This is a genomic window from Sulfitobacter sediminivivens (genome assembly GCF_042611115.2).
Classification (GTDB): domain Bacteria; phylum Pseudomonadota; class Alphaproteobacteria; order Rhodobacterales; family Rhodobacteraceae; genus Sulfitobacter; species Sulfitobacter sediminivivens.
The window spans coordinates 174,571-196,351 of record NZ_JBHGAR020000005.1 but is presented as its reverse complement, the minus strand read 5'-3'; the positions used below and the strand labels follow the sequence as shown (position 1 = coordinate 196,351).

The following is a 21,781-nucleotide window of genomic DNA, read 5'->3' as shown; positions in this document are numbered from 1 at the left end:
CCCTCAATGCGGTGTGGCGTCAGAAAACAGATGGATCACAGCAATCCCGCAAATGATCAGCGCCAGACCCAGCAACGCAGGCAGATCAAGGCGTTGTCCAAAAACCGCAAATCCGATGATGGCAATCAGAATGATCCCCAGGCCGGACCAAAGCGCATAAACGACACCCACAGGCATCACCTTGAGCGTCATGGACAGCAGATAGAAAGACACCGCATAAGCCAGGACAACCAGAATGGACGGCAAAAGACGGGTAAATTGCTGCGAGGCCTGCAACGCGGTCGTGCCGATGGTTTCTGCCAGAACGGCGAGCGCAAGGATCAGATAAGCGGGCATATGGCCTCTTTCATATTGGCAATTGCGTGGTTTCTTTGATCTCTTCCATGACAAAGCTGGCCGAGACATCTGACAACGGCACCTTGCGGATCAGCGATTGATAAAGTTGGTCATACCCGGCCATGTCCGCAACCCGCGCCCGGATCAGATAGTCCAGATCGCCACTCATCCGAAAGACGCTTAATATCTCCGGCATGTCCTGCGTGGCTTTTTTGAAAGTGTTAAGCCAATCTGGCGCATGGGCGTTTGTACGTATCTGCATGAACACGGTCAGTCCAAGACCCAATTTCGCCGCATCCAGCAAGGTCACGCGCCCCTTGATCACGCCAGATGCCTCAAGCGCACGGATACGCCGCCAACAGGCATTGCGCGACAGATGCACAGCCTCGCCCAGTGTATCAAGCGATTGGCCTGCATCGCGTTGCAGTTCTTTCAGAATACGGCGGTCAATATCATCAATATTCAACATGAAGCGGATTATTGTGGGAAAATATCTCGGAAGCAAGCGATATGCCCGTATCTTTGGGAAATATTCACGGCCACCTTGGCATAGTTTGCCCTCAGCAAGCCAAAACACCCTATGAGGAGAGCAAACCATGATCGCACGTGTATTTCTGGACCACCCCGCAAAAGTCGATGAAACATTTTTTCAGCATATGGCCTTTGCGTTGAAATTCTCCGGTTTGTTGTTCACTGCTGCCGGTGCGGCATTGGTGCATGCTTTCATTCCATGCCTGTGTGAAAAAACCGCCAGTGGCATCATCGCAAAACTTTATGCACGTACGCACAACCGGGGCCAGTAATCATGTGCCGTTGGGCGGCGTGGCAGGGTCGGCCGCTTTACCTGAGTGAAATTCTGACCGCGCCCGACCATTCATTGATCCACCAATCGCGCGAGGCATCAAAGTGCAAAACCGCAATCAATGCGGATGGTTTTGGGCTGGCCTGGTATGGGGACCGCCCGAACCCCGGCCAATACCGCGATGTCTATCCTGCGTGGTCTGACCCAAATTTGAAATCACTGGCAGAACAGGTTCAGGCCCGTCTGTTTCTGGCGCATGTGCGCGCGTCAACCGGCACGGCGACCAGCCGCAACAATTGCCATCCGTTTGTGCAGGGCAATTGGTCGTTCATGCACAACGGTCAGGTTGGCGGGTTCGACGGCTTTCGCCGCCATGCCGAAGCGCTGATTCTGGATGATCTTTATCCCCACCGCAGAGGGGCCACAGACAGCGAGGCCCTGTTTTTGGTGGCCCATGGTTTGGGACTGGATGCGGATCCAAAGGCCGCGTTGGAAAATGCCGTGGCCCAGTTTGAGGCGCTCTCGCGTAAATCCGGACAGGGTCCGCACATCCGGATGACCGCGGCACTGTCTGACGGTGAAACGCTGTTCGCGGTCCGCTATGCGTCGGACCATCTGGCACCGTCGCTATTTTACCAATGGAACGCGGACTGGCAGGGATGGGCCGTGGTGTCAGAACCCTATGACACAGCATTTGGCGATTGGATCGAGGTGCCAAAGGGCAGCTTTTGCCTTTTTACCCCGACGGCATGCGAGGTTTTGCCGTTTCAGCCATCAGTAATGAGTAACGCCGCCTGAACCGGCAGCATCCTTAAAGATGTGACTGGGGCCGCAAATCGCGGCCCCTTATTTTTCTAACCTTTGAGCGCCTTGTTCAGGTTCTCATCCACCTTTTCCAAAAAGCCCATCGTGGTCATCCATTTCTGATCAGGTCCGACCAGCAATGCGAGATCCTTGGTCATATCGCCGCTTTCAACCGTGTCGACGACCACCTTTTCCAGCGTCTCGGCAAAATTGATCAGCGCGGTATTGCCGTCAAGCTTGCCCCGATGCTTCAGGCCACCCGTCCAGGCATAGATCGACGCGATTGAGTTGGTGGAGGTTTCTTCGCCCTTTTGATGCTGACGATAATGACGCGTCACAGTGCCGTGCGCCGCCTCGGCCTCAACCGTTTTCCCATCAGGGGTCATCAGAATGGAGGTCATCAGGCCCAGCGAGCCAAAACCCTGCGCCACTGTGTCAGACTGCACATCGCCATCATAGTTCTTGCAGGCCCATACATAGCCGCCATTCCATTTCATCGCACAGGCGACCATATCGTCGATCAGGCGGTGTTCGTACGTGATGCCCGCCGCCTTGAACTTGTCGGCAAACTCCGCATTAAAGATTTGCTGAAACAGCTCCAGAAAACGACCGTCATATTGCTTGAGGATCGTGTTTTTCGTCGACAGATAAAGCGGCCACTTGAGGTTCAGCGCATAATTCATCGATGCGCGGGCAAAATCGATGATGGACTTATCCAGATTATACATTGCCATGACGACACCGGAATCCGGCGCGTCAAACACCTCATGTTCGATCTCGGTACCGTCTTCGCCGACGAATTTGATAGTCAGCTTGCCCGCACCGGGAAATTTGAAGTCGGTCGCACGGTATTGATCTCCAAAGGCGTGGCGGCCCACAACAATCGGTTTGGTCCAGCCGGGGACAAGACGCGGCACGTTCTTGCAGATGATGGGCTGGCGGAAAATCACACCGCCGAGGATGTTGCGAATGGTGCCGTTGGGCGAACGCCACATCTTCTTGAGGCCAAATTCCTCGACCCGCGCCTCGTCCGGTGTGATGGTCGCACATTTGACACCAACGCCGTATTTTTTGATCGCTTCGGCAGAATCCACGGTGATCTGGTCGTCTGTGTCATCACGCGCCTGAATGCCGAGGTCGTAATATTTCAGATCAACGTCCAGATAGGGCAGGATCAGCTTTTTCTTGATGAAATCCCAGATGATCCGGGTCATTTCATCACCGTCAAGCTCGACAATGGGGTTCTCTACCTTGATCTTGGACATATGTCTCTCCTTGGCTGGCGTGTTGGTCTGGCACTAGCCCAGAATCGCGCGAAGCGAAAGTAGGTATACCAAGGTATACCGTGCGCAGACCTCTTTTGGGTGGACCTAAACCGCCAAAAAGACTGTGACATTGGCCGTTTTTCCTGGACAGATCTGTGCGAACAATCCCTGCCGCTGCTTTACCGACGTTTGTCGAACCACGCCCGGACCCGTCGGCGGGCATAGTCGAAAAGACCCGGCGCCCCGATTTCGATCTTGCGCCCCACCTTGGCCTCGAACTGGTCATAGGTGACGTCATATGTGACCCAAGACCCCCCGCCCGAGGCCAGATTCTGCATCGGGGGCTGGAACCTGTCCAGGGATTTGGCAAATCGGGCTGCCGGGGTTTCAGCGGCCTCGAATTCCTCCCAGATCATGCGAAGGTCGTCGCGCAGATCATCGGGCAAAAGACCGAACAGTCGGTCTGCCGCCTCCTGTTCCTGATTGTATGTCGTGACAGGGTCATGGGTGCCAAAGATCGGATTGTCGCCTGCATCAATCTCGACCAGATCGTGCAGGATCAGCATGCGAATGACCCGGTTGATATCCACTTCCGGTCCGGCCTGATCGGCCAGCACCAGCGCATAGAGCGTTAGATGCCAGGAATGTTCGGCGGAATTTTCATAGCGCGACGTATCGCAAAGCGTTGTGCCCCGCACGATGGACTTGAGCTTGTCTGCCTCGTTCAGAAAGGCAATCTGCTGCTCAAGCCGTGCGGTCATTCCGGTTTCGGCTTTTTGGCCTCGTGATCCAACAGCGTCTTTTTCAAGAACGCACGGCCCTGCAATTCCGCCATTCGGGTGCGGATCGCTGTCAGAAATGCTTCTTCAAGTGTTTGCGACGACGCCCCCAGAACTTCCCCGACCTTCATGAACAAACGATCGTCGCCAATCTTGGCCTGCACAGACAGGCAATCCTCGGCCAGTTTATTGGCCATTTCGATAACTACGGGGTCTGACATTAGCGCGAGGTCTCTGTCAGGCGCCGTTTCACATAGTCCGTCGTGGAGTTGATCAAAGTGTCCATATGAGGCTCTTCAAAGAAATGCCCGGCACCTTCGACTTCCTGATGGGTAATCGTGATGCCTTTTTGCTCGTGTAGTTTGTTAACCAGGTTCACCGTGTCCGCGGGCGGTGCCACGCGGTCAGCGGTGCCATTGATCACAAGACCGGAGGCCGGGCAGGGGGCGAGGAAGCTGAAATCATACATATTCGCGGGTGGCGCCACGGAAATGAACCCGGTGATTTCCGGACGGCGCATTAAAAGCTGCATCCCGATCCATGCACCAAAGCTGAAACCCGCCACCCAGCAGTGTTTCGAATTGTTGTTCATGGACTGTAGATAATCCAGCGCGCTGGCCGCATCTGAAAGCTCGCCAATGCCCTGATCGTATTCACCTTGACTGCGACCAACACCACGGAAGTTAAACCGCAACACGGTGAAGCCCATGTTATAAAAGGCATAATGCAGGTTATAGACAACCTTGTGGTTCATCGTCCCGCCAAACTGCGGATGCGGATGCAACACGATGGCAATCGGCGCATCGCGTTCTTTTTGTGGATGATAGCGGCCTTCGAGGCGGCCTTCGGGTCCGGGAAAAATTACCTCGGGCATGTGCGTCCCTGTTTGGGGGCTCTTATGGTACTGCCGAATAGTTGACTAATTCGCTAAGGCACCTTAGAACGGTTCTAATCTTGGGTCCGCAGAATTTGCGGGGCTTGACCAAGCACTTAGGCATTTCGCGCGCCCGCGTCAATCAACGCAGGCGCAAATGGGGGTAACGAGCGATGAAGCTGTCAACCAAAGGACGTTATGCCATGGTCGCACTGGCCGATATCGCCTTGCAGCCGGGCGATGCGCTGGTGTCTTTGGGTGACATTGCAGAGCGGCAGTCGATTTCATTGCCCTATCTTGAACAGCTTTTTGTGAAACTGCGGCGCGCCGATCTTGTGACATCCGTGCGCGGGCCGGGTGGCGGGTACCGTTTGGGGCGTCCGGCCTCGGAAATCCGCGTCGTTGACGTGTTGGCGGCGGTGGATGAGACATTGGATGCGATGCACAAAGGGGCAGGTGCCTCTGGCGGGTCATCGGGCAGCCGCGCCCAATCCATGACCAACCGTCTCTGGGAGGGGCTGAGCGCGCATGTCTATGTGTTTTTGCACCAGACCCGGTTGTCAGATGTGATCTCGAACGGGCTTGTGCCATGTCCCGCTGTGCCAAATCTATTTGCGGTGGTAGATGAATGACCCGGGTATATCTTGATCACAACGCCACCACGCCATTGCGGGCCGAGGCACGCAGCGCGATGGGGGCGACAATGGATGTGGTGGGCAATCCGTCATCGGTGCATGCCGAAGGACGCGCGGCAAAAGCGCTGATTGAAAAGGCCCGTGCGCAAGTGGCGGCGGCATTGGGGGCCGATGGGGCAGACATCGTTTTCACATCCGGTGCAACCGAAGCAGCAGGCTTGGCATTATCGGGCCGCAGGTTGCACGGTGCCGCGATTGAACATGACGCAGTGCGTGCGTGGACGGTTGAGGATTTGGCTGTAAGCGCCCAGGGACGGGTCGATGTTGATGATCCTGCTACTGCGACCTTGCAATGGGCCAACTCAGAAACCGGCGTGCTGCAAGACCTGCCAACCGGCTTGGCGGTCAGTGACATGACCCAGGGTTTTGGCAAGCTGGCGGTTGATTTTATGGGCTCCGGTGTGCGCATGGCGCTGGTGTCTGCCCACAAGCTAGGGGGGCCCAAAGGAATCGGCGCATTGGTCTTGCGGCGCGGTCAGGACGTGCCTGTGCAGATCAAGGGCGGCGGACAGGAAATGGGCCGCCGCTCTGGCACCGAAAACCTCATCGGGATCGCAGGTTTTGGTGCAGCAGCCGGGGCCGCAGCGCGTGATGTGGTGTCTGGCCGCTGGCAAGAGGTTGCTGTTTTGCGCGATTTGTTGGAAGAGGCCCTTGAGGCTTCGACAAAGGCGACTATTTTTGTAGGGAAAGGTGCGGACCGTCTGCCCAATACCTCCTGCATCCTCACGCCGGGGTGGAAAGGCGAAACGCAGGTGATGCAAATGGATTTGTCTGGCTTTGCCATTTCGGCGGGGTCCGCCTGTTCATCGGGCAAGGTGCGCGCGAGCGCGGTCTTGCGCGCGATGGGATATGATGAAACGGAGGCAGCAAGCGCGATCCGCGTGTCTTTGGGCCTCGATACGAAACGCGATGATGTGCTGCGGTTTGCCGATACCTGGACCGCAAAGTTAAAGAAACACGAGCAGCGAGCCGCGTAAATGCGGCTGGCGGGATAAGGAAACGAGACCTTGGATACTGTGATCACAGACCAGCATGATGACGTCAAAGAAGGCGTGGATCAGGACACCGTAGATGCCGTGCGTGAAGTGGGCGGCAAGTACAAATACGGCTGGGCCACCGACATCGAAATGGAATATGCGCCCAAGGGTCTGTCCCCCGATATCGTCAAACTGATCTCGGAGAAAAATGAAGAACCTGAATGGATGCTGGAATGGCGTCTGGCCGCCTATGATCGTTGGTTGACCAAGAAAGAACCAACTTGGGCGATGGTTGATTATCCTGAGATCAATTTCCAGGATCAGTATTACTATGCGCGCCCTGTCAGCATGATTGATAAACCCAAATCGCTGGACGACGTGGACCCCAAACTTCTCGAAACCTATAAAAAACTGGGTATCCCGTTGAAGGAACAGATGATCTTGGCCGGGGTCGAAGGGGCAGAAGACGCACCAGCAGAAGGCCGCAAGGTCGCTGTGGACGCGGTATTTGATTCTGTATCGGTTGGGACGACGTTTCAGGAAGAGCTGAAGAAAGCCGGGGTCATCTTCTGTTCAATCTCTGAGGCGATCCGCGAGCACCCAGAGTTGGTGCGCAAATATCTGGGGTCTGTTGTCCCGGTGTCAGACAATTTTTATGCAACGCTGAACTCTGCCGTGTTCTCAGACGGATCGTTTGTCTATGTGCCGCCGGGCGTGCGTTGCCCGATGGAACTGAGCACCTATTTCCGCATCAACGCCGAGAACACCGGACAGTTTGAACGCACGCTGATCATCGCCGACAAGGGATCTTACGTCAGCTACCTTGAGGGCTGTACGGCACCCCAGCGCGATGAATCACAACTCCACGCCGCCGTGGTCGAGATTATCATCGAAGAAGATGCCGAAGTGAAATACTCGACTGTTCAGAACTGGTATCCCGGTGATGAAAACGGCAAGGGCGGCATCTATAATTTCGTTACCAAACGCGCCGATTGCCGGGGCGACCGCGCCAAGGTGATGTGGACACAGGTTGAAACCGGGTCTGCGGTGACGTGGAAATACCCAAGCTGCATTCTGCGCGGCGATGACGCGCAGGGCGAGTTCTATTCCATTGCCATCGCCAACAACATGCAGCAGGCCGATACCGGCACCAAGATGATCCATCTGGGCAAGCGCACCAAGTCGCGCATCGTCTCAAAGGGGATTTCGGCGGGCAAGGCGCAAAACACCTATAGGGGGCTGGTCAGCATGCACCCCAAAGCGCGCGAATCGCGCAACTATACCCAATGCGACAGCCTGTTGATCGGCGACAAATGTGGGGCGCACACGGTGCCTTACATCGAGGTCAAGAACAATTCCAGCCGGGTTGAGCACGAGGCGACCACATCCAAAGTCGACGACGATCAGCTGTTCTATTGCCGGTCGCGTGGCATGGACGAGGAAGAAGCCGTGGCACTGGTGGTCAATGGCTTCTGCAAGGACGTGTTGCAGGCGCTGCCGATGGAATTTGCGATGGAAGCACAGGCCCTTGTTGCGATCTCTTTGGAAGGGTCCGTCGGTTAATGAACCGGGTACGCGAAACCGTTGATCTGAATGCGATCCGTTGGGCGATCCGAAAGGGCAAGCCTGTGGTCATTCCCGACATTGATGTCGCGGTATGTCAAATTGATGGGCATACGTTCCGCTTTGCATCGGATCGCATTGCCGATCCGATCCAGCGCAGCAATCGCGGGGGGGCTTTTTACGAAGAACCAGAACTGGCGATGATCAAGGCGCATTTTCCGCAAGGCGGCACTTTTGTCGATATCGGGTCCAACATCGGCAACCACAGCCTTTTTGTCGCAGCGTTCCTGCAGCCTAAGAAAATCATCCCGTTCGAGCCCAATCCACTGGCGTACAAACTGCTGCTGGCGAATGTTGTGTTGAACGAATTCAGCGGAGTTTTCGATCTGCGGCACATTGGTTTTGGCGTGTCGGACGAGAAAGCGGATGGTTTTGGGATGACCAAACGAAAGCGCAATCTTGGCGCTGCGCGGATGCAGGCTGGAGAGGGCGATATCGAAACCATCACAGGCGACGAAGCAATGGCAGATGACACGCCTGATTTCGTAAAGATCGATGTCGAAGGTATGGAAATGCTGGCCCTGCGTGGCTTGCAGGAAACCATCACCCGCTGCGCACCGATGATCCTGATCGAAGTGGATCAAGAGAATTACGCCGCCTTTGATGATTGGGTCGAAAAACACGGCTATGACGTGATCGACACGTTCAAGCGCTATACCACCAACAAAAACTTTCTGTTGCGCAAGCAACAACAGGGCTGATCGGCCCCTACCTCATTAGAACTTTGGCGCAGCGCGCCACCAAGGAGACGAGACATGCTGAGCATCAAGAACCTGAACGTGAAACTGGAAGAAGAAGACAAGCAAATCCTCAAAGGACTTGATCTGGAGGTCGAGGCCGGAAAAGTGCACGCGATCATGGGTCCAAACGGGTCGGGCAAGTCCACGCTCAGCTATGTGTTGGCCGGCAAGGGCGGCTATGAAGTCACCTCGGGAACTGCAACTTTGGAAGGGCACGATCTGCTGGAAATGGAACCCGAAGAACGCGCAGCAGCGGGACTGTTCCTTGCATTCCAGTACCCTGTTGAAATTCCCGGTGTCGGCAACATGACCTTCCTGCGCACAGCCGTGAATGCACAGCGCAAGGCGCGCGGCGAGGATGAAATGTCAGCAGCAGAATTCCTCAAGGTGATCCGTGCCAAGGCCAAGGAGCTCAAGATCGACGCGGATATGCTCAAGCGGCCCGTCAACATGGGGTTTTCGGGCGGCGAGAAAAAACGCAATGAAATTCTGCAGATGGCGATGTTGGAACCCAAGATGTGCATTCTGGACGAAACTGATTCCGGCCTTGACGTTGATGCGATGAAACTGGTGGCGGATGGTGTGAACGCGCTGCGGTCCACCGGTCGCGGCTTTCTGGTGATCACCCACTATCAGCGTCTGCTCGATCACATCAAACCGGATGTGGTTCACATCATGGCAGATGGCCGTATCGTGAAAACCGGCGGGCCGGAATTGGCGATTGAGGTCGAAAATAACGGCTACGCTGATATCCTGGCCGAGGTGGCGTAATGACTGCTGCTGTTGAAAAAACAATACCCCTCGGGGCCGTGATCGACGGGTTGAATATGCCCGCCAAGGGCTGGTCGCGGTCCGCCCGCGAAGATGCGCTGGCGCGTTTGCACACCATGGGCCTGCCGACGCGGCGGGATGAATATTGGAAATACACCCGGCCTGACACCTTGACCCAGGCCACCGCAAACCAGGCAGCTGTGTTTCTCCATGACGAATTGCCCCTTTTTGACGACATCGACCGATTGAAGGTTGTGTTTGTTGATGGCGTATTCGACGCGAATGCCTCGGACGATCTGGCGCTTGAAGGCCTGACAATTGAACGGCTGGCGAAAGCAGACAGTGACCTTCATTGGGCGCGTGATCTCTACGGAACGCTTGAGGCACGCGGGCAATCACCCGTGGCGCGCCCATTGGCCGCGCTCAACACCGCCTTTGCAACCGACGGGGTGTTGATCCACGTGACCGGAAAGCCCAGCAAACCTGTGAGTTTGATTTACGTGCACGGCTCTGAAACCTCGGATGTGATCCTACACCATCTGATCAAGCTGGATGCAGGCACCGAACTGACTCTGCTTGAAAATGGGCCCGCAGCGGCGCGGTTCAACAAGGTGATGGAAGTCGAGATTGCCGACACGGCAAAGTTTCACCACATCCGCGCCCAAGGCCGTGACCATGAACGCCGCGCCGCCACCCATATTTTTGCCCGTTTGGGTGCAGAATCCCTGTTCAAATCCTTCACACTCACGGCAAACGGCGTTCTGACGCGCAATGAATGTGTGATCGAAATGGCTGGTAATGACGCATCGGCGACCGTGGCCGGGGCCTGCGTTGGCGACGGTGATTTCCACCATGACGACACCGTTTTTGTCACCCACGACGCGGTTAATTGCGAAAGCCGTCAGGTGTTCAAAAAGGTGCTGCGCAACGGCGCAACCGGCGTTTTTCAGGGCAAGATCCTTGTCAAAGCCGGGGCGCAGAAGACCGATGGCTATCAGATCAGCCAGGCGCTGCTGCTGGACGGCGACAGCCAATTTCTCGCCAAGCCCGAGCTGGAAATTTATGCCGATGATGTGGCCTGTTCGCACGGCTCAACATCAGGTGCGCTTGACGAGGAAGCGCTGTTTTATTTGCGCGCACGTGGCATCACCAAAGCAGAGGCAACAAATCTGCTGACGCTGTCATTTCTTGCCGAGGCGGTCGAAGAGATTGAGGCGGAATCCCTGCGCGATGAGATCAATGGGCGGCTAGCCTCTTGGCTGGATCGTCGCACTGGCTGATGGCACTGACCCAAGACATTTTTGCCACCTATCGTGGCCCTTCAACCGTGATGCGCCGGTTCCTCAGCCAGGGCCGCAACGAGGTGCGTGCCTTGTTGTTTCTGTTGCTGTCGGGGCTGTTGATATTTGTCGCGGCAAGCCCGTTTCAAGCCAGAGAGGCCCAGCTTGACCCCGAAGGGCCATTGGCCGTGCGCCTGTATTGGAGCGCATTTTTATGGATCTTTATCATGCCCTTGCTGATGTACGCCTTTGCTGCGGCTGTTTGGGTGTTGTCGCGGGTGGCGCGCGCCGGTGTCAGTGGTTTCGACATCCGCCTGACTCTCTTTTGGTCACTTCTGGCGTCGACACCTGTCTTGCTATTGCTGGGTTTGGTCGCGGGGTTGATCGGGCCGGGCATTCAGTTGCAGGTTGTCGGCATTCTATGGCTCTGTGTCTTCGGCTGGTTTTGGATTTCGGGACTTTTAACCGCACAAGGCCGAACGATATGACTGGCGATGAGTTTCTTCCGTTGGTGCAGACCACCCTACGCGCCCCGCGCCTTGCCGCCGCGCAGATCATTGAATGGCAGCTGAGCCGTGATGTGCTTTGGACAGCCCTTGGGCTTGTGGCTGTCTTAAATACTTTTGTCGTTGTCCTGCTGGTCCAGATGGCACAGCCCGACATGCCCTTACCCAGCTATTTTAACTCGCCCCTTGTGCTTTACGTGCTGCTCGCAGGAACAATGGTCGTCTATGTGCACGCAATCTACTGGGCAGGATTGGCAATCGGCGGGCAGGGTTCATTGGGCGACGTACTTGCCCTTGTGGTCTGGCTTCAGGTGCTTCGCGCTGTGGCTCAAATCGGGGTCCTGGTGCTGACTGTTATTGTGCCATCGCTGGCCCTTATTCTCTCACTCGCCATTGCGGTCTGGGGCTTATGGATATTGCTGAACTTCATCACCGCGGCCCTCAGCTTGCCCACGATTGGCCATGCGGCCGCGGTTTTGATCATCGGTGCAGTTGGTCTTGTGCTGGGGCTGGGCATTATGCTGTCACTGATCGGGCTGGCCGCCCAAGGAGTTTTGAGCAATGTATGACATCGATCTGATACGCAGCCAATTTCCAATCCTGTCCCGCGAAGTGAACGGCAAACCGCTGACCTATCTGGATAACGGCGCGTCGGCGCAAAAGCCGCAAGTGGTAATCGATGCGATTACCAACGCCTATTCCAATGAATATTCAAACGTTCACAGAGGCTTGCACTATCTTTCTAATCTGGCAACGGACAAATACGAGGCCGTGCGTGGCACTGTGGCCAAGTTTTTGAACGCCAAGTCAGAGGATGAAATTATCCTTAATTCCGGCACCACCGAGGGGATCAACACAATCGCTTATGGCTGGGCGATGCCGCGCATGCAGGCGGGTGATGAGATTATCCTCAGCGTGATGGAGCATCACGCCAATATCGTGCCCTGGCATTTTCTACGTGAACGGCAAGGCGTCGTGTTGAAATGGGTCGATGTGGATTCCACCGGCGCACTGGACCCGCAGGCGGTCATCGATGCCATTACCCCCAAGACCAAACTGATCGCAATTACCCACCTTTCGAACGTGTTAGGCACCAAAGTTGATGTGAAAACCATCATTGCTGCCGCCCACAAAAAAGATGTGCCGGTATTGGTCGATGGCTCGCAGGCTGCAGTGCATATGCCAGTCGATATTCAGGATCTGGACTGTGATTTCTATGCAATTACCGGTCACAAGCTTTATGGGCCGTCCGGCTCTGGTGCGATCTTTGTCAAATCCGAACGAATGGCTGAAATGCGCCCGTTCATGGGGGGGGGCGATATGATCCGCGAGGTGAGCAAAGAAGCTGTGACCTACAACGACCCGCCCATGAAGTTCGAGGCCGGAACCCCCGGTATCGTGCAAACCATCGGTCTTGGGGTCGCGCTTGATTACATGATGGACCTCGGTATGGCGAATATCGCGGCCCATGAAGATACCCTGCGCGACTATGCGGTGTCGAAACTGGCCGGGCTCAATTGGTTGCAGGTGCAGGGGACGACCCCTGACAAGGCCGCGATCTTTAGCTTTATCCTGGACGGTGCGGCACACGCCCATGACATTTCAACCATCCTTGACAAAAAGGGCGTCGCAGTGCGCGCCGGTCAGCATTGTGCGGCCCCTTTGATGGACCATATGGGGGTCAGCGCCACATGCCGCGCCTCCTTTGGTCTTTATAATACGCAAGCCGAAGTGGATGTGCTGGTCGACGCGCTTGAATTGGCGCATGATCTGTTTGCCTGAAGCGCGCGGGCTGCTGAATTCGGGATTGCAGGGGCAGGGCAGGCTGGCTATACCGCCCCGTGTGGACCCATAGCTCAGCTGGATAGAGCGCTGCCCTCCGAAGGCAGAGGTCGCTGGTTCGAATCCAGCTGGGTTCACCATCTTTCAGACCATCGGTTTTCGCACCAGGACAGAGCACTTCATGTCACCGTGGGCGTGTGACCTCATCAACAGTTGTTCAAGGTCCGGGTTGCGCCCTGTCTGACCGAATTTCTACAGCCGCACGATAGCCGCTCCTTCAGATCAGGCCTGCCAATTGTGCGAAGGGATCTCGGTTTGGGTCCTTGTGCCATTCATACTCGCTGCTCAAAGCCAATCTTTCGGCCATGTCCATTCCGTACAGGTCCGCCATCACAGCCAACGCCATATCCATGCCTGCTGAAACACCCGAAGAGGTAAAGAATTTACCGTCTTTCACCCAGCGGGCTTGTTTTACCCAATCGACGTTCGGTGCAAGATGGACTGTGTTGTTGAAATCAAGCTTGTTGGTTGTTGCTTTGCGGCCATCCAATACGCCCGTCATCCCTAAAACGACAGAACCGGTACACACGGCCATCACCCGTTCTGCGGTCGCCGATACCTGTCTGATCCAGTCCATCAGTTCCTGGTCCTTGGCCGCAGCCAACGCTGAAACGCCACCGGGGATTAACAACAGATCATAGTCATTCTTTTCAGCGATTGTCTTGTCCACAACGATCTTCTGACCATGAACACTCGGCACCGGATCACGGCCTTTGGCGACTGTTATTATGTGCGTCTGTTCCCCAAAACCACCCAGCATTTCTATGGGACCAAAGTAATCAAGCGTTTCAAAACCAGGGAAAACGAGTGCAGCAATGGATTTCATGGTTTCTTCCTTCTCTCTGGCACTACAAATCTGCAGACGCCGCATGTGCTTTTACGAAGCGATCTTTGGACGCCGGGTTCTTGATGAGGTGTCTTGCCGGGCGGATCGGGCGGCGCAGCAACTCTCCGCCACAGTTGGGGCAGATGTTGTCAAAGCGGGTCTCAGCGCAGTCTTTGCAGAACGTGCATTCGAACGAGCAGGTGCGCGCCTCCAAGCTGTCGGGCTTAAGATCAACGTCACAACATTCACAGTTTGGTTTTAAGATCAGCATGGTTCTTTCCTTTGTGTGATGAGTATGAGGGTAGATTAATCATTTCGCGTATGGCATGAATGACAACATGGCCTCTTTTTCTGCCAATCCCGTATTTTCGACATCGGTACAGATGGATGTCGTGTTCGTTGTCTATCCAAACATCGTTCTTCTCGATCTTGTTGGCCCCCTGCAGGTTTTCACCCATGCACGTAAAGACCCCAAATCTGGTCCGGCTTACCACACACATGTGGTGTCCCGTTCAGGCGGGCGCATAGACACCAATACAATCCTGGAAATCGACAGTGACCTGATCGACGTGTGGCTGCGCAAGCCCAAGGACACCTCTATTCATACATTGGTGGTTGTCGGCGGGGATGGTGCACTCTCAGCGGCTCAGGATGTTGTTTTTCTGAGGCAGATCCGGCAATTGGCTGACCGATCCATGCGGGTATGCTCTGTGTGTTCCGGCGCACTTGTTATTGCGGCAGCGGGTTTGCTGGACGGCCGCCGCGCCGTGACTCATTGGGAAGATTGTGAACGACTGGCCAAGGACAACCCGGCAGTCCACGTCGAAATGGACCCCATCTATATCAAGGACGGGAATGTCTGGACATCTGCGGGCATCACCGCCGGCATCGACATGGCACTGGGCATCATCGAAGAAGACCTCGGCAAGCCAGCAGCGATTGAAATGGCCCGTTCGCTGATTACCCCGATGGTGCGTTCTGGAGGGCAGTCACAGTTCAGTCCAGAGCTTGACCGGCAATCCCTTGATGCTGAGGGGCGATTTCAGCATTTGCACGATTGGGTTAAACTGAACCTTTCGCAGCATATTTCGGTGGATGACATGGCTGAGAAATGCGGCATGAGTGCACGAAATTTCTCGCGATTGTACACGGCGACGATGGGCACATCCCCCGCAAAGTCCATTGAGACAATCCGGGTAGATGCAGCGCGCGAAATGTTGGTAACAACCAAATTGGGCATCAAGAGCATCGCATCAAAGTGCGGGTTTGATGACGATGAGCGTATGCGGCGCGCCTTTCTAAGGCAGATCAGAACCTCCCCGTCGCACTACAGAAATCAGTTCCAATAGAAGATCAGGTGAACCTGCCAGACGCCGATGCGGGATGAGACTTTTGACCACTGCTGGACACAGTCCGGAATGGTTCCCAAGTGCAAACAATTTCGGGACAGCGGCCAAAGCCCACTTCACCTCCATAACCGACATGGGGAACTTTACCTCGTAACCTGAACGCAATTTCCGGACACAAAAAAAAAAGCGCCCGAAGGCGCTTGTTTTCAGGCTCGGCATTGAGCGAGGTTCTTAGCCGCCCCAAGACCGCACAACACCACAATCCATGTGGACGAAATTCGAACCGGAGTACCGGCCAACGCCGCCACCGTGGCAGGCAACTGCGGCCTTTGCCATCTGGTGGACGGACCGCGACGACAGGCGCAAATCGGCGGCCTGACCACGCATGTGAAGGGAATTTTTGGCAACGCCACGAGAGCGTGAGCGCAACATCGCGTTCGTTTGTGGGCTGCGATAGCCGGACAGCAACATGTAAGGTTCGTTCACACCCAGCAGATTGTGAGACGCCGCCATGATGTCGACGGTGCGCAAATCAATGGATTTCACCCCATCGGTGCGCCAGTCGCGCATGAAATAGTTCACTTCTTTGACAGCGTCCTTGATGTACTGGCCTTCAATCCAATAGATCATGTCGATGCGTTCACCCGTGCGGCCAGAATACATGCGGATACGACGAATATCACCAGCACCCCGCAGAAAACCTGCTGCATTTGCGAATGTTGGTGCTGCTGTTATTGTGGTTGCCGCGAATGCGCCGAGAAGCGCGCGCCGAGTCATGCCCGAAGAGCTGTTGCTAGTCATGTGTTTCTGTCCCGTCGTCTGCCTAAACGTACCCTTGATGTTACATGGGCACTTCATCTCATCCCCAGATGCAACATGCTTATTACATACGGTGATTCTTGAACCAAGCGCTGAATCGGAATGGTTCAATCGCAAAGCAGATTTAGGCGAATTTTTGCGCAAAATTTGATCAACGGCCCGGAAATGAACGGCTGACGGGTGCTTTTTTCGCATCACGTTGGCCCTTGTTTGGCTGGTAACGTGAAAAGTGAATGGACTTGCCGAATGACATTCCCGAAAAATCAGGAACAAATGGTGTTCATATATTTTTGGGGGAATACGTGAAAAGCGATTCCAAAGTAGTTCGTAGCAGTGCATTTCTAACAGTTTTGATTTTGTCCGCAGTGGTATTTTTCGCGCCCGGACCCGTCACTGCGCAAGTCACCGCGTTTAAGCAGGCGGTGTCAGAGGCCGCCTCGCGGGACAAAGACATCGCTGCGTTTTATCAGTCCAATGGATATAAACCCGTCTGGACCGGGCCCGGTGAAGCGGATCGTGCCCGCCGTGCAGAGTTGATACGCGCCATCGAAAGTGCCGCATCGCATGGATTGCCCGTGGCCCGCTATGATCCCGCCGGGTTGCTCGCGACCCTTCGGGAGGTGCGGTCCCCCCGTGACCGTGGTCTGGCAGAGGTCGAAATGAGCCGGGTTTTTCTGCAATACGCCCGCGATATCCAGACAGGCGTCCTGATCCCGAAACGGATCGACCCCCGGATTGTTCGGGATATTCCATACCGTGATCGCACCGCCTATCTGACGGGGCTGGTCAATGCCAAACCTGCGTCCTTCTTTCGGTCACTTCCGCCCCATAGTCTGGAATACAACGCTCTTTTGAAAGAAAAAATGGCGATGGAACAGCTGCTGTCCCAAGGCGGCTGGGGGCCAGTTGTGCCGGCCAAATCCCTTGAACCCGGCGATCAGGGCAATGCAGTTGTGGCCTTGCGCAACCGGTTGATTGCAATGGATTACATGAGCCGGTCCAACAGCATGACCTATGATCCGGCGCTGACGGACGCTGTGCAACAATTCCAGATTGCCCATGGCCTGAACGCCGATGGAAAAGCCGGTGCTGAGACGATGAAGCAGATCAACATAGGCGTTGAACAGCGTTTGCAATCGGTGATGGTTGCGCTGGAACGTGAGCGCTGGTTCAACACTGAACGGGGCAAACGGCATATTTTGGTGAATATCCCTGATTTCACAGCCAAGATTGTTGACGATGGGGTCGTGACCTTTCGGACCCGGTCGGTTGTTGGGGCAAACACCAGCGACAGACCGACACCTGAGTTTTCCGATGTGATGGAATTCATGGTGGTGAACCCAAGCTGGTATGTGCCGCGCTCCATCGTGACCAAGGAATATCTGCCAGCGCTCAAACGCAATCCGAATGCGGCGGGCCATATTGAAATTACCGACAGCCGGGGACGCAAAGTGAACCGCGGTGCGGTGAATTTCAGCCAATACAGCGCGCGCAATTTCCCATTTTCAATGCGCCAGCCCCCCAGCCGCGGCAATGCCCTTGGGTTGGTGAAATTCATGTTCCCGAACAAGCATAATATCTATTTGCATGACACCCCGTCCAAAAGCCTGTTTGCCCGCGACGTGCGCGCGTTCAGCCACGGTTGTATCCGCCTCGCGGACCCGTTTGATTTCGCCTATGCGCTGCTTGCCGCGCAGACATCCGATCCTGAGGGGGAATTCAAATCAGTGCTGGGAACAGGCCGTGAGCAGCGCATCAATTTGGTGGACCCGGTGCCGGTGCACATCATTTACCGCACGGCAGTTACAAATGCGCGGGGGCACACCGAATACCGTGCGGATGTTTACGGCCGCGATGCGCGAATTTGGGATGCCTTGTCAAAGGCAGGGGTGGCAATGGGCGGCGTTCAGGGGTAATTCTGCCCCGGTAACGCCGGGGATGCCAGAATGACCTATACTGTCAGTGAAATTGCCAAAGCGCTTGGTGCAGAGGCATTTGGGGACACAGACCTTGTGATCGCTCGGGCGGCTGAGCCACAAGACGCCGGGCCGGATGATCTTGCTCTTGCGATGGACCCAAAGTACGCAGATGGCCTTTCCAAGGGGCGGGCGCAGATTGCGATGCTGTGGCCCGATGCAGATTGGCAGGCGCTTGGCCTCAAGGCTGCGATATTTCCATCCCGTCCGCGCTATGCCATGGCTGGGCTTACGCGGATATTGGACAAGGGGCAGGGGTTTGCCCCCGGCATTCACCCCACAGCTGTCATTGATGATGCCGCCCAATTGGGCGCAAACGTCAGCGTTGGCCCCTTGGCCATCATCTCGGCCGGGGCACGTATCGGGGCGGGCAGTGTCATTGGTCCGCATTGTTTTGTCGGGGTCGACACAACCATTGGCGAAAATGCATTTTTGCGCGAGCAGGTCAGCATCGCTGCCCGCGTCACCATCGGTGCCAACTTTATCGCCCAGCCCGGAGCACGGATTGGCGGTGATGGTTTTTCCTTTGTCACAGCAGAGCAAAGTGCTGTTGAAAATGTCCGCACCACCTTGGGGGATCAGGGCGGTGCAAAGGCGCAGCCGTGGACCCGCATTCATTCAGTCGGTGCCGTCACAATTGGCGACGATGTCGAGATTGGCATGGGTTGCACCATCGACAATGGCACCATTCGGGACACCCGCATCGGCGACGGCACCAAGTTCGACAATCAGGTGCAGCTGGGTCACAACGTCATCATCGGGCGCAATTGCCTTTTGTGCGGACAGGCTGGGGTGGCCGGATCGTCGGTGGTGGGCGACAATGTTGTATTGGGCGGACAATCCGGGGTCAGCGACAACATCACCATCGGCGACGGGGTCATCGCAGGTGGTGGCACCAAATTGATGTCAAACGTCCCCGCAGGCCGCACCATGCTGGGCTATCCTGCGACGCAAATGGACAGGCAGGTCGAAAGCTACAAGGCGATGCGCCGTCTGCCACACCTGCTGCGCGATGTCGCAGACCTGAAAAAGGCGGTTTCAAAATCCATCAAGGGTGACTAGATCACAGGTATAGAACCCACCAGAACAATGGACAGATCAAGGTTGGACCCGGCATGAGCATCAAAGATCAGGTGATCGCAATCATCGCGGAACAAGCTGTTCTGGAACCTCAAGACGTCACGCTTGACTCCACATTGGAAAGCCTTGGCATCGACAGTCTGGGGCTGGTTGAAAGCATATTCGCCATTGAAGAAGCTTTTGACATCTCGGTGCCGTTCAACGCCAACAATCCGTCTGACTCCGATTTTGACATTTCAACCGTGTCCAGCATCATTGCGGGCATCGAACGGTTGAAGACCGAACAAGGCTGACGTCATGAAGCGCGTGGTGATCACCGGGGCAGGGACGATCAACGCGCTTGGTCATTCGGTCCCGGCCACGCTTGCCGCGATGCAAGAAGGCGTGTGCGGCATTGGACCTCTGGACTTTCGCGATGTCGACCGTTTGTCGATCCAGATCGGTGGACAGGTGCGTGGGTTCGAGGCCGAGGGGCGCTATAACCGCCAGCAAATCTCGCTTTATGATCGGTTTACGCAATTTACACTGGCCGCCGCAAAGGAAGCGATCGAACAATCCGGCCTAAGATTTCACGGCGAGTTGGCCGCAAGATCAGGCGTGGTGCTGGGCACGGCCGGGGGCGGTGTCTCCACTTGGGACGACAATTACAGAGCCGTGTATGAAGAGGGCAAGAACCGGGTCCATCCCTTTGTGGTACCAAAACTGATGAACAACGCCGCGGCCAGCCACGTCAGCATGGAATGGAACCTCAAAGGCCCGTCATTCACCGTTTCAACCGCCTGTGCATCGTCAAATCACGCGATGGCACAGGCATTTTCGATGGTGCGCTCTGGCATGGCACCGGCAATGGTCACGGGCGGATCTGAATCGATGTTGTGTTTCGGTGGCGTCAAGGCGTGGGAAGGCCTGCGGGTGATGTCACGCGACGCCTGCCGTCCGTTTTCGGCCAACCGCAATGGCATGGTGCAGGGCGAAGGGGCGGGCGTATTTGTTTTCGAGGAATATGAACATGCGAAAAAACGCGGTGCCGATATCTTGTGTGAGGTCGCTGGGTTTGCCATGTCTTCGGATGCCAGCGACATCGTGATGCCCTCCAAGGCGGGTGCCGCTCGGGCAATGATCGGGGCGCTCAGGGATGCGTGCATCAACTTTGATGAGGTCGGCTATATCAACGCGCATGGCACCGGCACGGCGGCCAACGACAAGACCGAATGTGCCGCTGTCGCAGATGTGTTCGGCCCGCATGCGGACCGGTTGATGATCAGCTCAACCAAATCCATGCACGGACATCTGATCGGCGGGACAGGTGCGGTTGAACTGCTGGCCTGCATCATGGCACTGCGCGACGGGGTGATCGCACCGACGATCGGCTATCAGGAACCAGACCCTGAATGCGCCCTTGACGTGGTCCCAAACGAGGCGCGCGAGGTGAAAGTCAAAGTGGCGATCAGCAATGCGTTTGCATTTGGCGGAATGAACGCGGTTCTGGCCTTGCGATCTCTGGGCTGACGCCCCGGCGATGGTACGCAAAGCAAAAGGCCGCCCCAATGTGACGGCCTTTGCATGTTTCAGATCTGGCGCTTTGCATTACTGCTCAATCACAGAGACCTTGTCATAGCTGGCGGTAAAGCCCTCAAGCGACAGTTCCAGTTCAACCTTCTGATCCGGTGCGAGTGCCGGAACAATCGTGATCACCGCCGAATTTCCACGTTTGAAAGACGCCACGTCTTCCTTGGTCAGACCCAAACGCACATAACACCCAACAGGATTGCAAAACGCAAAAGGATAGCGGCGCGATTTGTTCTTATCGACCGATACGGTCAACTGCTGGGGCAGGGAGGTTTCAAGCGGCACAACAACTGTCGCACCAGCCTCGGCCTTGCCGCCCTCTGCCAGACGGAACAGGGATACCTCAGCGACAGGTGATCCTTCACCGTCGTCCAGCAATTGATACATCTGGCAGGGGTCAACCTCTTCCTCGGTCTTGATGCAACGCATTTCCCAGGCGCCGATCACTTCTTTGGTATAGGGCTTGCCCAGTTCCGGGTCCTTGTTGGCATCTTCGCCAAGGCTCAGCTGGTCTTCGATATCAGCCGCAGTACCGCTGGCACCGGTTGCGGGCGTGGCATCTTGTTCTTCGGTTGTTTCAGCAGGGGTTACCGTCGCCGTTTGGGCAAAAGACGCCATTGGCATCATTAGTGCAAGGGCTGCACACAGCGGCAGGGTGGTCAAAAACTTGCTCATATCAGTTCCAGTTCTGTTGCGTTGCGACCCTCTACCATGCCCACAAACCAATGTCAGTGGGGATCAGTCAATTTGCACCCTCGAAAGTGGATTAACGCCGATTGTCCTGCGCCCCGACAAGCCGCCATCCGCAAATGAAAAAGAGGGCGCAAAGCACCCTCTTTCACGTTCTTCTGATCTCCCCATCGGACTG

General features: G+C 55.8%; 26 protein-coding genes and 1 tRNA gene. 17 read left to right on the top strand and 10 right to left on the bottom strand.

Translation table 11 applies throughout. The annotated features are described in order from the left end of the window. Positions 1 to 3: 3 nt before the first annotated feature. Both ACEWL3_RS08095 and ACEWL3_RS08090 read right to left on the bottom strand, forming a co-directional pair. On the bottom strand, positions 4 to 336 hold the full coding sequence (locus ACEWL3_RS08095; RefSeq protein ID WP_386178856.1) for an SMR family transporter: 333 nt from the start codon (positions 334 to 336) through the stop codon (positions 4 to 6). A 10-nt stretch (positions 337 to 346) separates the two neighbouring features. After that, complete coding sequence (locus ACEWL3_RS08090; RefSeq protein WP_386178859.1) at positions 347 to 805, bottom strand: Lrp/AsnC family transcriptional regulator; 459 nt, start codon at positions 803 to 805, stop codon at positions 347 to 349. Positions 806 to 932: 127 nt separating this feature from the next. On the opposite strand from ACEWL3_RS08090, the gene ACEWL3_RS08085 reads away from it, so the two are divergent. Together ACEWL3_RS08085 and ACEWL3_RS08080 are read left to right on the top strand one after the other, a co-directional pair. Next, positions 933 to 1,139 (top strand): DUF6356 family protein, encoded by a 207-nt coding sequence (locus tag ACEWL3_RS08085; protein WP_386178862.1) that lies wholly within the window; start codon positions 933 to 935, stop codon positions 1,137 to 1,139. Positions 1,140 to 1,141: 2 nt separating this feature from the next. Further along, entirely contained in the window at positions 1,142 to 1,936 is a 795-nt protein-coding gene (locus tag ACEWL3_RS08080) for a class II glutamine amidotransferase (protein WP_386178865.1), read from the top strand. A 56-nt stretch (positions 1,937 to 1,992) separates the two neighbouring features. Here ACEWL3_RS08080 and ACEWL3_RS08075 read toward each other — a convergent pair whose 3' ends face one another. The 4 genes from ACEWL3_RS08075 to ACEWL3_RS08060 form a co-directional block, all read right to left on the bottom strand. After that, entirely contained in the window at positions 1,993 to 3,207 is a 1,215-nt protein-coding gene (locus ACEWL3_RS08075; RefSeq protein WP_386178868.1) for an NADP-dependent isocitrate dehydrogenase, read from the bottom strand. A gap of 179 nt (positions 3,208 to 3,386) precedes the next feature. Then, positions 3,387 to 3,968 carry an HD domain-containing protein gene (locus ACEWL3_RS08070; protein ID WP_386178871.1) on the bottom strand — a complete coding sequence of 194 codons (582 nt, stop codon included), beginning with the start codon at positions 3,966 to 3,968 and terminating at the stop codon, positions 3,387 to 3,389. Continuing rightward, positions 3,965 to 4,207 (bottom strand): hypothetical protein, encoded by a 243-nt coding sequence (locus tag ACEWL3_RS08065; protein ID WP_386178874.1) that lies wholly within the window; start codon positions 4,205 to 4,207, stop codon positions 3,965 to 3,967. The genes ACEWL3_RS08070 and ACEWL3_RS08065 overlap by 4 nt, the downstream gene beginning before the upstream one ends. Then, the gene (locus ACEWL3_RS08060) at positions 4,207 to 4,860 is read right to left on the bottom strand and encodes an alpha/beta hydrolase (RefSeq protein WP_386178877.1); all 654 of its coding nucleotides are present in this window, start codon (positions 4,858 to 4,860) and stop codon (positions 4,207 to 4,209) included. The genes ACEWL3_RS08065 and ACEWL3_RS08060 overlap by 1 nt, the downstream gene beginning before the upstream one ends. Positions 4,861 to 5,033: 173 nt before the next feature. Here ACEWL3_RS08060 and iscR point away from each other — a divergent pair, with 173 nt between their 5' ends. From iscR to ACEWL3_RS08010, 10 genes are all read left to right on the top strand, one after another. Continuing rightward, entirely contained in the window at positions 5,034 to 5,492 is a 459-nt protein-coding gene (gene iscR / locus ACEWL3_RS08055; protein ID WP_386178882.1) for a Fe-S cluster assembly transcriptional regulator IscR, read from the top strand. Beyond that, positions 5,489 to 6,532: a cysteine desulfurase family protein gene (locus tag ACEWL3_RS08050; RefSeq protein ID WP_386178885.1), complete on the top strand. Its 1,044-nt coding sequence runs from the start codon at positions 5,489 to 5,491 to the stop codon at positions 6,530 to 6,532. The genes iscR and ACEWL3_RS08050 overlap by 4 nt, the downstream gene beginning before the upstream one ends. A gap of 39 nt (positions 6,533 to 6,571) precedes the next feature. Beyond that, positions 6,572 to 8,095, top strand: coding sequence for a Fe-S cluster assembly protein SufB (gene sufB, locus ACEWL3_RS08045; protein ID WP_386179459.1), 1,524 nt, complete (start codon positions 6,572 to 6,574; stop codon positions 8,093 to 8,095). Continuing rightward, positions 8,095 to 8,856 carry an FkbM family methyltransferase gene (locus ACEWL3_RS08040; protein ID WP_386178888.1) on the top strand — a complete coding sequence of 254 codons (762 nt, stop codon included), beginning with the start codon at positions 8,095 to 8,097 and terminating at the stop codon, positions 8,854 to 8,856. The genes sufB and ACEWL3_RS08040 overlap by 1 nt, the downstream gene beginning before the upstream one ends. A 54-nt stretch (positions 8,857 to 8,910) precedes the next feature. Beyond that, complete coding sequence (gene sufC, locus ACEWL3_RS08035) at positions 8,911 to 9,666, top strand: Fe-S cluster assembly ATPase SufC (RefSeq protein ID WP_386178891.1); 756 nt, start codon at positions 8,911 to 8,913, stop codon at positions 9,664 to 9,666. Next, positions 9,666 to 10,946 carry a SufB/SufD family protein gene (locus ACEWL3_RS08030; RefSeq protein ID WP_386178894.1) on the top strand — a complete coding sequence of 427 codons (1,281 nt, stop codon included), beginning with the start codon at positions 9,666 to 9,668 and terminating at the stop codon, positions 10,944 to 10,946. The genes sufC and ACEWL3_RS08030 overlap by 1 nt, the downstream gene beginning before the upstream one ends. Then, complete coding sequence (locus ACEWL3_RS08025; RefSeq protein WP_386178897.1) at positions 10,946 to 11,434, top strand: YIP1 family protein; 489 nt, start codon at positions 10,946 to 10,948, stop codon at positions 11,432 to 11,434. Before ACEWL3_RS08030 ends, ACEWL3_RS08025 begins: the two co-directional genes overlap by 1 nt. Then, on the top strand, positions 11,431 to 12,021 hold the full coding sequence (locus ACEWL3_RS08020) for a Yip1 family protein (RefSeq protein ID WP_386178900.1): 591 nt from the start codon (positions 11,431 to 11,433) through the stop codon (positions 12,019 to 12,021). The genes ACEWL3_RS08025 and ACEWL3_RS08020 overlap by 4 nt, the downstream gene beginning before the upstream one ends. Further along, positions 12,014 to 13,234, top strand: a complete 1,221-nt coding sequence (locus ACEWL3_RS08015) for a cysteine desulfurase (protein WP_386178903.1) — start codon at positions 12,014 to 12,016, stop codon at positions 13,232 to 13,234. The genes ACEWL3_RS08020 and ACEWL3_RS08015 overlap by 8 nt, the downstream gene beginning before the upstream one ends. A 63-nt stretch (positions 13,235 to 13,297) precedes the next feature. Continuing rightward, positions 13,298 to 13,374: transfer RNA gene (locus tag ACEWL3_RS08010), tRNA-Arg, on the top strand. Between the two features lie 137 nt (positions 13,375 to 13,511). On the opposite strand, the gene ACEWL3_RS08005 is transcribed toward ACEWL3_RS08010, so the two are convergent. Further along, complete coding sequence (locus tag ACEWL3_RS08005) at positions 13,512 to 14,120, bottom strand: DJ-1/PfpI family protein (RefSeq protein ID WP_386178906.1); 609 nt, start codon at positions 14,118 to 14,120, stop codon at positions 13,512 to 13,514. A 22-nt stretch (positions 14,121 to 14,142) separates the two neighbouring features. Beyond that, positions 14,143 to 14,391, bottom strand: coding sequence for a DUF1272 domain-containing protein (locus ACEWL3_RS08000; RefSeq protein ID WP_386178910.1), 249 nt, complete (start codon positions 14,389 to 14,391; stop codon positions 14,143 to 14,145). A 67-nt stretch (positions 14,392 to 14,458) separates the two neighbouring features. Here ACEWL3_RS08000 and ACEWL3_RS07995 point away from each other — a divergent pair, with 67 nt between their 5' ends. Then, positions 14,459 to 15,469 (top strand): GlxA family transcriptional regulator, encoded by a 1,011-nt coding sequence (locus ACEWL3_RS07995; protein ID WP_386178913.1) that lies wholly within the window; start codon positions 14,459 to 14,461, stop codon positions 15,467 to 15,469. 231 nt (positions 15,470 to 15,700) lie between these two features. Here ACEWL3_RS07995 and mepK read toward each other — a convergent pair whose 3' ends face one another. Next, on the bottom strand, positions 15,701 to 16,246 hold the full coding sequence (mepK, locus tag ACEWL3_RS07990; RefSeq protein ID WP_386179462.1) for a peptidoglycan L,D-endopeptidase MepK: 546 nt from the start codon (positions 16,244 to 16,246) through the stop codon (positions 15,701 to 15,703). Between the two features lie 275 nt (positions 16,247 to 16,521). Between mepK and ACEWL3_RS07985 the strand changes: the two genes are divergently transcribed. From ACEWL3_RS07985 to ACEWL3_RS07970, 4 genes are read left to right on the top strand one after another with little or no spacing between them, the layout of a single operon-like run. After that, a complete protein-coding gene (locus ACEWL3_RS07985; protein ID WP_435000706.1) occupies positions 16,522 to 18,204 on the top strand; it encodes a L,D-transpeptidase family protein in 1,683 nt (560 codons plus the stop codon). Between the two features lie 30 nt (positions 18,205 to 18,234). Beyond that, entirely contained in the window at positions 18,235 to 19,326 is a 1,092-nt protein-coding gene (gene lpxD / locus ACEWL3_RS07980; protein ID WP_386178919.1) for a UDP-3-O-(3-hydroxymyristoyl)glucosamine N-acyltransferase, read from the top strand. A 53-nt stretch (positions 19,327 to 19,379) separates the two neighbouring features. Continuing rightward, a complete protein-coding gene (locus tag ACEWL3_RS07975) occupies positions 19,380 to 19,637 on the top strand; it encodes an acyl carrier protein (RefSeq protein ID WP_386178922.1) in 258 nt (85 codons plus the stop codon). A gap of 4 nt (positions 19,638 to 19,641) precedes the next feature. Continuing rightward, positions 19,642 to 20,853, top strand: a complete 1,212-nt coding sequence (locus tag ACEWL3_RS07970; RefSeq protein WP_386178925.1) for a beta-ketoacyl-[acyl-carrier-protein] synthase family protein — start codon at positions 19,642 to 19,644, stop codon at positions 20,851 to 20,853. A gap of 78 nt (positions 20,854 to 20,931) precedes the next feature. Here the strand turns inward: ACEWL3_RS07970 and ACEWL3_RS07965 are convergent, their stop codons facing one another. Beyond that, the gene (locus tag ACEWL3_RS07965; RefSeq protein WP_386178928.1) at positions 20,932 to 21,588 is read right to left on the bottom strand and encodes an invasion associated locus B family protein; all 657 of its coding nucleotides are present in this window, start codon (positions 21,586 to 21,588) and stop codon (positions 20,932 to 20,934) included. Positions 21,589 to 21,781: the final 193 nt, after the last annotated feature.